Source organism: Pseudomonas sp. ZT5P21 (assembly GCF_054897785.1).
The window spans coordinates 4,093,058-4,105,969 of sequence record NZ_CM142705.1; the positions used below are offsets into that span (position 1 = coordinate 4,093,058).

Sequence of the window (12,912 nt, forward strand, 5' to 3'; positions counted from 1 at the left end):
GCGAGCAAGCTCGCTCCTACAGGGGCATCAATATTCCAAAGGGACAAACAACAAGGGGGCGAATTTTCATCCGCCCCCTGTTTGCCCGCTTACTCTTGCGGTTCTTCGTCAGCGGCGGCGTCGAGCTGCTGGTCTTCGACAACGTTGTCGTCGATCACGACTTCACCGTCGAACACCGCGCCCTCTTCGAGCTCTTCGCTTTCGACTTCCGACGGCTCCTGAACCCGTTCCAGACCGACCAGCGTTTCATCGCTGGCAAGTTTGATCAGGGTCACGCCTTGGGTGTTACGCCCCAGGCTGGAGACTTCATCGACACGGGTACGGACCAAAGTACCCTGGTCGGAAATCAGCATGATTTCCTCGCCGTCGAGCACTTGAACCGCGCCGACCAGACGGCCGTTACGGTCGTTGCTGACCATGGCGATAACGCCCTGACCGCCGCGCTTGTACTCAGGGAACTCGGTGATCGCCGTGCGCTTGCCGAAACCACGGGCCGAAGCGGTGAGGATCTGGCTGCCTTCTTCCGGGATCAGCATGGAAATCAGCTTCTGCCCTTCCGGCAGACGCATGCCGCGAACACCGCGAGCGGTACGGCCCATGGCGCGAACGTCGGTTTCCTTGAAGCGAGTGACCTTGCCGCCATCGGAGAACAGCATGACTTCGCGCTCGCCATCGGTAATGGCGGCAGAGATCAGTACGTCACCTTCGTCGAGCTCAAGCGCGATCAGACCGACGCTGCGCTGACGGCTGAAGGATTCCAGCGGGGTCTTCTTCACGGTGCCTTTGGCAGTGGCCATGAAGATGAAGTGACCTTCGGTGTATTCCTCGACCGGCAGCATGGTGGTGATGTATTCATCACTGTCCAGCGGCAGCAGGTTGACCAGCGGACGACCACGAGCCGCGCGGGACGCTTCCGGGATTTCGTAGGTTTTCAGCCAGTACACCTTGCCTTTGCTGGAGAACAGCAGCAGCGTGGTGTGGCTGTTGGCGACCAGCAGGTGAGCGATGTAGTCCTCATCCTTGACGCCGGTAGCCGATTTGCCTTTACCGCCACGACGCTGAGCCTGGTACGCAGCCAATGGCTGGGTCTTGGCATAACCACCGTGGGAAATGGTCACGACGCGCTCTTCTTCCGGGATCATGTCACCCAGGGTCAGGTCGAGACGGGCATCGAGAATTTCGGTGCGACGCACGTCGCCGTATTCGGCGCGGATCACTTCCAGCTCTTCGCGGATCACTTCCATCAGGCGCGTGGCGCTGCTGAGGATGCGGATCAGTTCGCCGATCTGGTTGAGGATCTCTTGATACTCGGCCAGCAGCTTCTCGTGTTCCAGACCGGTCAAACGGTGCAGACGCAGCTCCAGAATGGCTTGCGCCTGTTCCGGCGAGAGGAAGTATTTGCCTTCGCGCAGACCGTATTGCGGGTCCAGAGTCTCTGGACGGCAAGAGTCGGCACCCGCGCGTTCGACCATCGCGACCACCGCGGACGATTCCCACGCCGTCTTGATCAGCGCTTCCTTGGCTTCCGACGGCGTTGGCGAGGCCTTGATCAGGGCGATCACCGGGTCGATGTTCGACAGGGCAACCGCTTGACCTTCCAGAATGTGGCCACGTTCGCGGGCTTTGCGCAGTTCGAACACGGTACGACGGGTAACGACTTCGCGACGGTGACGAACGAAGGCTTCCAGCAGGTCCTTGAGGTTCAGGATCCGCGGACGGCCGTCGATCAGCGCAACGATGTTGATACCGAACACCGCTTGCAGCTGGGTCTGGGCGTAGAGGTTGTTGAGGATCACCTCAGGCACTTCGCCGCGACGCAGCTCGATCACGACGCGCATACCGTCCTTGTCGGACTCGTCGCGCAGTTCGGTAATGCCTTCGAGCTTTTTCTCTTTGACCAGCTCGGCGATCTTCTCGATCAGACGGGCCTTGTTCAACTGGTAGGGGAGCTCGGTGATGACGATCTGCTGACGACCACCAACCTTGTCGATGTCTTCGATCATCGAGCGGGCGCGCATGTAAATGCGGCCACGACCGGTGCGGTAGGCTTCGATGATGCCGGCGCGACCGTTGATGATCGCAGCGGTCGGGAAGTCCGGACCGGGGATGTATTGCATCAGCTCATCGATGGTCAACTCGGGGTTGTCGATGAGCGCCAGGCAACCGTCGATGACTTCACCGAGGTTGTGCGGCGGAATGTTGGTCGCCATGCCCACGGCGATACCGCTGGAGCCGTTGACGAGCAGGTTGGGAATACGGGTCGGCATGACCGCCGGGATCATTTCGGTGCCGTCGTAGTTCGGCACCCAGTCCACGGTTTCTTTATGCAGGTCAGCCAGCAGCTCGTGCGCCAGCTTGGTCATGCGCACTTCGGTGTATCGCATGGCCGCGGCATTGTCGCCGTCCACCGAACCGAAGTTGCCCTGACCGTCTACCAGCAGGTAACGCAGCGAGAATGGCTGCGCCATCCGAACGATGGTGTCGTACACCGCGGTATCACCGTGAGGGTGATACTTACCGATCACGTCACCGACAACACGGGCAGATTTCTTGTACGGCTTGTTGAAGTCGTTACCCAGCTCGCTCATCGCGAACAGCACACGCCGGTGCACGGGCTTCAAGCCATCGCGCGCATCCGGCAGTGCCCGCCCGACAATTACGCTCATCGCGTAGTCGAGGTAGGACTGCTTCAGCTCGTCTTCGATATTGACCGGGAGGATTTCTTTGGCCAGTTCGCCCATGAGAAGCCTGATTCCTTTTTCTGGTGAAACTTCGTCACATCCATATGGGACGAACGAAGCTCGCCGATGCAGGCTGAGTGCCAATGCACCGACTTACGACAAATCAACGAGTTATGCCATGGATCTGCGCAGTAAAGGCAGCCACGCCGGGCTACCTTGGAAACCGCCGGATGTTATCACAAGAGCCGCCACGCACCTATCCCCCAGATGCGCATGGAGTGTAGTTAGTTGACTGGTGGCAGGCTGATAGGGGACGAGAGAGGCTTAGAGGGTTTCTGAATGAAGAATCCAAGCTGATTTATTGACTGTGCGGGCCTCATCGCGGGCAAGCCCGCTCCCACAGGGTTCGTTGTATGCCCGAGATTGTCGGCAGGACATAGAACTTTGTGGGAGCGGGCTTGCCCGCGAAGGCGATTAAGAAGGCGATTAATCAGACGCCAGAAATCTTCAATGCAGACGCTTACGGCACATTAACTGCGCCATCTTCGCGGTATCCGGCCGCTCAACGATGCCTTTTTCGGTGACGATCGCATCGATCAAATCCGCCGGCGTCACATCGAACACCGGGTTGAACGCATCGACATCCGCCCCGACCCGCTTGCCGCCCACTTCCAGCAACTCGCGGCCATCACGCTCTTCAATTGGAATGTCGTCACCACTGGCCAGGTTCATGTCGATGGTCGAACTCGGCGCCACCACCATGAAGCGCACGCCATGGTGCATGGCGTTGACCGCCAGTTGATAAGTACCGATCTTGTTGGCCACATCGCCATTAGCGGTGATCCGGTCGGCGCCGACGATGACCCAGGTAATGCCTTTGGTCTTCATGATGTGAGCCGCAGCGGAGTCGGCATTGAGGGTCACGGGAATGCCTTCGTTGGCCAACTCCCACGCCGTCAGTCGCGAACCTTGCAGCCACGGTCGGGTTTCATCGGCATAAACGCGCTCGACCATGCCTTCGATGAACGCCCCGCGAATGACGCCCAGCGCCGTACCGAAACCGCCAGTGGCCAGCGCGCCGGTGTTGCAGTGGGTCAGGATCGCCTGGGCGTTGCCCTGGTGCTTGCGGATCAGATCCACACCCAGTTGCGCCATGGTCAGGTTGGCTTCACGATCACTTTCGTGAATGGCAATGGCCTCCGCCTCCAGCGCCGCCAAAGGGTCGGCATCACCCTTGAGACGATCAAGGCGGTCACGCATGCGACTCAAGGCCCAGAACAGATTCACCGCCGTCGGACGGGAATCGGCCAGCAACGCGTAATCCTCCTCCCACGCCGCCTGCCAGTCACCGCCCTCGGCAATTCGGACGCGGGCTGCCAACACCATGGCATAGGCAGCACTGATGCCAATCGCCGGCGCCCCACGCACCACCATCGAACGAATGGCTTCGGCCACGCCAGCCGCGCTGGTGTAGCCGATCCAGGTTTCCTCGAAAGGCAAAACACGCTGATCCAGCAGGTACAGGGCGCCATCACGCCAATCGATGGCCTTCACCTTCTCCGCAGCCAACAGTCGATTGCGCATCCCACACCCCGTGCTCAGTAACAAAGCCGCCGATTATAGCGATCCCCCCGCGAAGACGCTCGGGTATACTTCGCCATCCTTTACAAAAGCACTGGAACCGACCTTCGATGCCGAACACTGCCGCTGCGCTCGACCTGTTATTGCTGCCGACCTGGCTGGTACCCGTCGAACCCGCTGGCGTTGTCCTCAAAGAGCATGGCCTGGGCATTCGCGACGGGCGCATTGTCTTTATCGGCCCGCGCGCGGCTGCGCTGAAGCTTGACGCAACCGAAGTCCGCGAATTGCCGGACATGCTGCTCAGCCCCGGCCTGATCAATGCCCACGGACATGCGGCGATGACACTGTTCCGCGGCCTCGCCGACGATCTGCCGCTGATGACCTGGCTGGAAAACCACATTTGGCCGGCCGAAGCCAAGTGGGTCAATGAAGCCTTTGTACGCGATGGCACCGACCTTGCCATTGCCGAACAGATCAAAGGCGGCATCACCTGCTTCTCTGACATGTATTTCTTTCCGAAGGTTGCCAGCGAACGCGTGCATAACAGCGGCATTCGCGCGCAGATCGCGATTCCGATCCTCGACTTCCCCATTCCTGGCGCCAGTTCGGCGGATGAAGCCATTCGTCAGGGCGTTGAACTGTTCAACGATCTCAAGCACCACGAGCGCATCAAAGTTACCTTCGGCCCCCACGCGCCTTACACCGTGGGCGACGAAAACCTTGAGAAAATCAGGGTGATCGCCGAAGAGCTGGACGCCTCGATCCACATGCATGTCCACGAAACCGCCTTCGAAGTGCAGCAGGCCGTTGAGCAGCTTGGCGAACGCCCACTGGCCCGACTCCAGCGTCTGGGCCTGCTCGGGCCACGCTTCCAGGCTGTGCATATGACGCAGATCAGCGATGAGGACCTGGTGATGCTGGTAGAAAGCAACACTCATGTGATTCATTGCCCTGAGTCGAACCTGAAGCTGGCCAGCGGTTTCTGCCCGGTGGAGCGTTTGTGGCAGGCGGGCGTCAACGTGGCCGTCGGCACCGATGGCGCGGCCAGCAACAATGACCTCGACCTGCTCGGCGAAACCCGCACCGCCGCATTGCTCGCCAAAGCCGTCGCCGGTTCGGCCACCGCACTGGACGCCCATCACGCGCTGCGGATGGCCACGCTCAACGGCGCCCGGGCGCTGGGGATCGAGGCGGAGGTCGGCTCGCTGGAAATCGGCAAAGCCGCGGATATGGTCGCATTTGACCTTTCGGGCCTGGCGCAGCAACCGGTCTACAACCCGGTTTCGCAGCTTATATACGCCACCGGTCGCGACTGCGTGAAACACCTCTGGGTGGGTGGCAAGCAACTGCTCGACGACCGTCGCCTGACCCGTCTGGATGAAGAACAGCTTTGCGCCACTGCCAAGGCCTGGGGCCAGCGCATCAGCGGCCACACCGAATTGTAAGCACCCCTAGGCCAACCGCCGGGGCGACAGGATTTTTCAAGTTTTAGAGGATGAACCATGAGTAACGTCGACTACGCCGAAATCGCCAAATTCGAAGCCCTGGCCCATCGCTGGTGGGACCGCGAAAGCGAGTTCAAACCGCTGCACGACATCAACCCGCTGCGGGTCAACTGGATCGACGAACGCGTCAATCTGGCCGGCAAGAAGGTCCTCGACATCGGCTGCGGCGGCGGCATCCTCAGCGAAGCCATGGCTCAACGCGGCGCGACCGTGATGGGCATCGACATGGGGGAAGCGCCGCTGGCGGTCGCTCAGTTGCATCAGCTCGAATCCGGCGTAAGCGTTGAATACCGGCAGATCACCGCCGAAGCCCTGGCTGAAGAAATGCCCGAGCAGTTCGACGTGGTGACTTGCCTGGAAATGCTTGAGCACGTCCCGGACCCGTCTTCGGTCATCCGCGCCTGCTTCAAAATGGTCAAACCGGGCGGCCAGGTGTTCTTCTCCACGATCAACCGCAACCCGAAGGCGTACCTGTTCGCCATCGTCGGCGCCGAATACATCATGAAGCTGCTGCCACGCGGCACCCACGATTTCAAGAAATTCATCCGCCCTTCCGAGCTCGGTGCCTGGAGCCGCATGGCCGGCCTGACCGTCAAGGACATCATCGGCCTGACCTACAACCCGCTGACCAAGCACTACAAACTGGCCTCCGACGTGGACGTCAACTACATGATCCAGACCCTGCGCGAGGAGTAAGCCGATGCGTATCAGAGCAGTTCTTTTCGACATGGACGGCACGCTGCTCGACACCGCGCCGGACTTCATTGCGATCTGTCAGGCGATGCGTGCCGACCGCGGCTTGCCGCCAGTGAACGACAAACACATTCGCGACGAGATCTCTGGCGGCGCGAAGGCGATGGTTGCCGTGACGTTCAGCATGGACCCCGAATCTCCAGGCTTTGAAGAGCTTCGTTTGGAGTTCCTCGAGCGCTACCTCGCGGGTTGTGCGGTTCACAGCAAGCTGTTCGACGGCATGGCCGAAGTGTTGGCCGACATCGAGAAAGCCAACCTGATCTGGGGCGTGGTCACCAACAAGCCATTGCGGTTTGCCGAGCCGATCATGCAGCAACTGGGGCTGGCCGAGCGTTCGGCGCTGTTGATCTGCCCGGATCACGTGAAGAACAGCAAGCCGGACCCGGAGCCCTTAATCCTCGCGTGCAAGATGCTCGACCTTGATCCGGAGAGTGTGCTGTTTGTGGGTGATGACCTGCGCGATATCGAGTCTGGCCGCGATGCCGGCACCCGGACGGCCGCCGTGACCTATGGCTACATTCATCCGGACGATAACCCGCGGCATTGGGGTGCGGATGTGGTGGTCGATCATCCGTTGGAGTTGCGCAAGGTCTTGGATAGCGCGCTCTGCAGCTGCTGAGCCAGAGGCTTTTGCGGCGAGGGAGCTTGCTCCCGCTGGGCTGCGAAGCAGCCCCACTTTCTATGAACACATTCTTTCAGGTACACCGCATTTATAGGCTTTACGACTGCTTCGCAGCCGAGCGGGAGCAAGCTCCCTCGCCACAGATGTGATGCCTGTCTACAGAAATGTTGTGAGGTTTTTTATGTTTGATTATTCCGCCCGCCCTGAACTGCTCAAGGACCGGGTCATCCTGGTCACCGGCGCTGGTCGCGGCATCGGCGCTGCCGCTGCGAAAACCTATGCCGCCCACGGCGCCACCGTACTGTTGCTGGGCAAGACCGAAGCCAACCTGACTCAGGTCTATGACGAAATCGAGGCTGCCGGCCATCCACAACCGGCCGTGATCCCGTTCAACCTGGAAACCGCCCTGCCCCATCAATACGATGAGCTGGCGGCGATGATTGAAACCGAATTCGGCCACCTCGACGGCTTGCTGCACAACGCATCGATCATTGGTCCGCGCACGCCGATCGAGCAACTGTCCGGCGAAAACTTCATGCGTGTCATGCAAGTCAACGTCAACGCCATGTTCATGCTTACCAGCACGCTGTTGCCGCTGCTCAAACTGTCGCAGGACGCTTCGGTGGTGTTCACTTCCAGTAGCGTCGGCCGCAAGGGCCGTGCGTATTGGGGCGCTTACGGTGTCTCCAAATTCGCCACCGAAGGCCTGATGCAAACACTGGCCGACGAGGTCGACACCGTGGCCCCGGTGCGCTCCAACAGCATCAACCCCGGTGCCACCCGCACCAGCATGCGCGCCCAGGCTTATCCCGGTGAAAACCCGCTGAACAACCCGACGCCCGAGGAGATCATGCCGGTCTACCTCTACTTGATGGGCCCGGACAGCACCGGGATCAACGGCCAGGCGTTCAACGCCCAGTAACGCCGTGCGTCGCTTTTGTGCCGTGGCGAATTTCCGTCACGGCACTCAACAAGCGTCACAACCGCGCTTAATTTCAGTCAAACAAATGTCATGGCGCAACCCTGATCCCGCCAAAACCCTATCAATATATTGATTAATAACGCTTTTAATTCGACTGAACCGAATGGCACGACTTTCGCTCTAAATTTGCTAACACACGCCGTGTGGAAGCAGACGGGGCGACCCTCGAGTCGATGGTTTACTAATCTTCGACAAAGCAGATTAGACTTGCGCCAAATGTCCTACGGGACTGATGGACCAGTATGATTCGCAGCCCAGTGCCGCTCTCACCCAGCCTGTAAGACAGCCTTACTGCTTAGGGGCGCACGCCATATGAAATCACCTTCCCAGACCAACGCAATTGACTTCGACAGCGCCAAATTGCAACGCCTGGGCTTTGGTCAGCAGCCCCCTCTCCTGAAGAGGCCGGTCAGTCTTGCGCAAGTGTGCCAGCAACTGAGCCAGCAGCTGCAAACCAGTCTGGAGCCGCAGCGCATTCTTGGGCTCTTCTTCCGCGAAATTCAGCGACTTGTTCCGCTCGACGCCCTGAGCTACCAGCACGAGGCCAGCGACTTGCGACTTGAGTTCGGTCAGCGCGGTCATCATTCGATCAGCTACACCCTCAGCCATGAAGGCGAGCACCTGGGCGAACTGGTATTCCGCCGTAACCAGCGTTTCGACGAGATGGAGCAGGGCAATCTCGAGTCAGTGCTGTCCGCATTGCTGTACCCGATGCGCAATGCCCTGCTCTACCGCGCCGCCACTCAGAGTGCCTTGCGCGATCCCCTCACGGACACCGGCAACCGCATTGCCATGGACCAGACGCTGGATCGGGAAGTCGAGATGTCGCGCCGGCATTTGCAACCCCTTTCGTTACTGATGCTGGACATCGACCACTTCAAACACATCAACGATAACCACGGCCACAGCGCCGGCGATGACGTGCTGAAAGCCGTTGCAGCCTCGATCAAAAGCCAGCTGCGCAACGTCGACATGGTGTTTCGCTTTGGCGGCGAAGAGTTCCTGATTCTGCTGTCCAACACCGGCCGCGAGGCGGCAGCCTTGGTCGGCGAGCGACTGCGGTTTGCTGCGCAGGCCAAGGATTATCTGGCTGACGGCAAACGGATCGAGCTGACCGTCAGCCTCGGCTGTTCGACCCTGCTGCCTGGCGAGTCAGCCGAAAGCCTGTTGCGACGGGCCGACAGCGCGCTGTATGTGGCCAAGCGTGAAGGACGCAACCGATTGGCGATGGCGGGCTGAAGACTCGCTAGCGGGCTCGCAAACGTAGCGGCCCGCATCGACAGGGGATTAGCGCACAGCGCCGCGCAACTCCCCGACCAACCCTTGCAACCTGGCTGGCTCTGCCGCCTCGACCGTTACCACCGGACCCGCCACCAACGTCACCCGCGACCACAACCGACGGAATACGCCTTTGTCGGGATCGCGACTGAAGAAACTCCCCCACAACCCCTGCAATGCCAGCGGAATCACCGGCACCGGTGTCTCTTCGAGAATCCGCGTCAGCCCGCCTTTGAACTCGTTGATCTCGCCATCGGCGGTCAATTTGCCTTCGGGGAAGATGCACACCAGCTCACCGTCCTTCAGGTATTGGGCGATGCGCGTGAAGGCCTTTTCGTAAATCTGAATGTCTTCCTGACGTCCCGCGATAGGAATCGTCCCGGCCGTGCGAAAGATGAAGTTCAACACCGGCAGGTTGTAAATCTTGTAATACATCACAAAGCGAATCGGCCGACGCACTGCGCCGCCAATCAGCAACGCATCGACGAAGGACACGTGATTGCACACCAGCAGCGCCGCGCCTTCATCCGGAATCGCCTCCAGGTTGCGATGCTCGACGCGGTACATGGAATGGCTGAGCAGCCAGATCATGAAGCGCATGCTGAACTCGGGGACGATTTTGAAGATGTAGGCGTTGACGCCGATGTTCAGCAGCGACACTACCAGGAACAGTTGCGGGATCGACAACTTGGCCAAGCTCAGCAACACGATCGAAACAATCGCCGAGATCACCATGAACAGCGCGTTGAGAATGTTATTGGCGGCAATCACCCGCGCTCGCTCGTGCTCCGGGGTGCGTGACTGGATCAACGCGTACAGCGGCACAATGTAGAAACCGCCGAAAACCCCGAGACCGAGAATGTCGATCAACACGAGCCAGGTGTGACCAAAGCCGAGGATTTCGATCCAGCCATGGCCGTTGACGCTGTCCGGAATTCCCCCGGAATGCCACCACAGCAGCAAGCCGAACACGGTCAGGCCAAACGAGCCGAACGGCACCAGCCCGATCTCGACTTTGCGTCCGGACAGTTTTTCGCAGAGCAGCGAACCCAGCGCGATACCCACCGAGAACACCGTAAGAATCAGCGTCACCACGGTTTCGTCGCCGTGCATCCACTCCTTGGCATAGGCCGGAATCTGCGTCAGGTAAATCGCCCCGACAAACCAGAACCACGAGTTGCCGACAATCGAGCGCGACACCGCCGGCGTTTGCCCCAGACCCAGTTTCAAGGTGGCCCAGGATTGACTGAAGATGTTCCAGTTCAGGCGCATTTCCGGCGATGAGGCCGCCGCCCGTGGAATGCTGCGACTGGCCAGATAACCCAGCACTGCAATGCCAATGATCGCCGTGGAAACGATGGGCGCGTAATGTGCAGACGACATCATGACCCCGGCGCCAATGGTCCCGGCGAGGATCGCCAGAAACGTGCCCATCTCCACCAGACCGTTGCCCCCCACCAACTCTTCTTCGTGCAAGGCTTGGGGCAGGATCGAGTATTTCACCGGCCCGAACAGTGCCGAATGTGTGCCCATGGCGAACAGCGCCAGCAGCATGAGCCACAAATGATCGAACACAAAACCCACCGCGCCGACCGCCATGATGGCGATTTCCCCGAGCTTGATCAGCCGAATCAGCGCGTCCTTGGCGAACTTCTCGCCAAACTGCCCGGCCAGCGCCGAAAACAGAAAGAACGGCAGGATAAACAGCAGCGCGCACAGATTGACCCAGATCGAACGATCACCCGAGAGGGTCAACTTGTACAGAATGGCGAGGATCAGCGACTGTTTGAAGACATTGTCGTTGAACGCCCCAAGGGACTGTGTCACGAAAAACGGCAGGAAACGCCGAGTGCGAAGCAAGCTGAACTGTGAGGGGTGACTCATCTTCCGTGTGTCCCTGATGATGGTGTGGATACTGTTGTTGGAATGTCGATCGTCGATCCAGGCCACACATTACCTAATCTTCGCAGGTTATTTCTTTAATCCTGCAATGCACGGCGAGACAAACAACTCGCCCCGCCATGCGCCCTGCAGCGTGCGTTTGGCGACGATCAGCCACATCACCGCCAGCAACGCCACCAGCACACAGCCAAAGGCACTGAAAAACGTCAAACTCAAAGTGCTGGCCAGTTTCAACGTTGCCAGAGAATAGACGCCCAGCGGAAAGGTGAACCCCCACCAGCCGAGGTTGAAGGGAATCCCGGCGCGCAGGTAACGCCCGGTAATCAAAAATGCAATCAGCATCCACCAAAGACCAAAGCCCCACAGCGTGATACCGGCCATCAACCCCAGCCCGGCGGCGATCTCACCGACGCCTGGCAAACCGTTGGCGGCAAAAATCGCCGACGCGTCGGCTCCCAGCAGCAACATGCCCAATGCCCCGGTGCCGATCGGGCCAAGCGCCAGCCAGCTCGAAGCAGCCATGTTTTCGTGGGGCAGCTTGTGCAACGCCATGCGCAGCAACAGGATCGTCAGAATGCTGAACGCCACCGGCAGGGAAAATGCCCAAAGCACGTAGCTAGTGATCAGAACCACCAGTTGCGAATGGGCATCGGCCAGATGCGGCGCCAGCAGGCCACCGCTGGCAGCCGCCACTTCCGCGGCCACCACCGGCAACAGCCAGACGGCGGTCATCTGATCGATGCTGTGCTCCTGACGGGTGAACATCATGTAAGGAATCAGCACACCACACGCCAGCGACATCGCCACATCCAGCCACCACAACAGCTCGGCAACATGAATCACACCTTCGCCCCAGCGCGGCAGACCGAACAACAAAAAACCGTTGATGATTGTCGCCAACCCCATGGGAATGGTGCCGAAAAACATCGATACCGTGGAATGTCCGAAAATCCGCCGCGCCTCATCGAAAAACAGCACCCAACGTGCCGCGTACAACGCCGTGAATAAAGCGAACAGAACGATGTTGAAGAGCCAAAGGACTTCGGCAAATGCGTGCAGACCGGAGCTCGCGTTTGGCAACTGCGCCAGCGCCAACGCCAGTACGCCGGTGCCCATCGTTGCCGCAAACCAGTTCGGGGTGAACTGACGGATGACCTCGCGCGGATGCTGCAGGTGAGTGAATGGTTTGAGGCCGGGCTTGGCGGTGTCAGGGCATGTCATGTCGAACTCCTCTCCTCTTTTGAGGTGAAGTCCATGGTAGATCCCAATCAAATATCGATATAACGGGTAATATCTCTAACTGTTATCTGTTTTGCAGATATAACGTTAAACACTGCCTTCCGATTCGATCACCAGTATTCTCGCTACACCGGGCGGATGCGCCACATGCCTAGGCTAGCGATCATTAGGCATCGGCGCTACAGACTTGGTCAGTCAGTGACGATGCCTTCGCGAGCAAGCCCGCTCCCACATTCGACCGCATTCTTATGGGAGAACCCGGTTAAATGTGGGAGCGGGCTTGCTCGCGAAGGGGCCCGAAGAAACACCTAAGGTTATAAATGACACACCGCCTGCGACACCCCGCCGCGCCACGACCTTGGTCGACAC

Annotated in this window: 9 protein-coding genes; 5 read left to right on the forward strand and 4 right to left on the reverse strand. The window is 59.4% G+C overall.

Going from position 1 to position 12,912, the window contains the following annotated elements; genetic code table 11:
- Positions 1-89: 89 nt before the first annotated feature.
- Positions 90-2,741, reverse strand: coding sequence for a DNA gyrase subunit A (gene gyrA / locus ACYZT9_RS18965; RefSeq protein ID WP_462006895.1), 2,652 nt, complete (start codon positions 2,739-2,741; stop codon positions 90-92).
- Positions 2,742-3,188: 447 nt separating this feature from the next.
- Complete coding sequence (mtnA, locus tag ACYZT9_RS18970; RefSeq protein WP_462006896.1) at positions 3,189-4,265, reverse strand: S-methyl-5-thioribose-1-phosphate isomerase; 1,077 nt, start codon at positions 4,263-4,265, stop codon at positions 3,189-3,191.
- A gap of 107 nt (positions 4,266-4,372) precedes the next feature.
- On the opposite strand from mtnA, the gene ACYZT9_RS18975 reads away from it, so the two are divergent.
- The 5 genes from ACYZT9_RS18975 to ACYZT9_RS18995 all read left to right on the forward strand — a co-directional run bounded on the left by ACYZT9_RS18975 (position 4,373) and on the right by ACYZT9_RS18995 (position 9,363).
- A complete protein-coding gene (locus tag ACYZT9_RS18975) occupies positions 4,373-5,707 on the forward strand; it encodes a TRZ/ATZ family hydrolase (RefSeq protein WP_462006897.1) in 1,335 nt (444 codons plus the stop codon).
- A 57-nt stretch (positions 5,708-5,764) separates the two neighbouring features.
- On the forward strand, positions 5,765-6,463 hold the full coding sequence (gene ubiG, locus ACYZT9_RS18980) for a bifunctional 2-polyprenyl-6-hydroxyphenol methylase/3-demethylubiquinol 3-O-methyltransferase UbiG (protein ID WP_462006898.1): 699 nt from the start codon (positions 5,765-5,767) through the stop codon (positions 6,461-6,463).
- A gap of 4 nt (positions 6,464-6,467) precedes the next feature.
- Entirely contained in the window at positions 6,468-7,139 is a 672-nt protein-coding gene (gene mupP, locus ACYZT9_RS18985) for an N-acetylmuramic acid 6-phosphate phosphatase MupP (protein WP_462006899.1), read from the forward strand.
- A gap of 184 nt (positions 7,140-7,323) precedes the next feature.
- Positions 7,324-8,064: a YciK family oxidoreductase gene (locus tag ACYZT9_RS18990; protein ID WP_008031809.1), complete on the forward strand. Its 741-nt coding sequence runs from the start codon at positions 7,324-7,326 to the stop codon at positions 8,062-8,064.
- A gap of 372 nt (positions 8,065-8,436) precedes the next feature.
- Positions 8,437-9,363 carry a GGDEF domain-containing protein gene (locus ACYZT9_RS18995; protein WP_462006900.1) on the forward strand — a complete coding sequence of 309 codons (927 nt, stop codon included), beginning with the start codon at positions 8,437-8,439 and terminating at the stop codon, positions 9,361-9,363.
- 48 nt (positions 9,364-9,411) lie between these two features.
- Here ACYZT9_RS18995 and ACYZT9_RS19000 read toward each other — a convergent pair whose 3' ends face one another.
- The gene (locus ACYZT9_RS19000; protein WP_462006901.1) at positions 9,412-11,286 is read right to left on the reverse strand and encodes an MFS transporter; all 1,875 of its coding nucleotides are present in this window, start codon (positions 11,284-11,286) and stop codon (positions 9,412-9,414) included.
- An 87-nt stretch (positions 11,287-11,373) separates the two neighbouring features.
- Positions 11,374-12,525, reverse strand: coding sequence for a TDT family transporter (locus ACYZT9_RS19005; protein WP_462006902.1), 1,152 nt, complete (start codon positions 12,523-12,525; stop codon positions 11,374-11,376).
- Between the last annotated feature and the right edge of the window lie 387 nt (positions 12,526-12,912).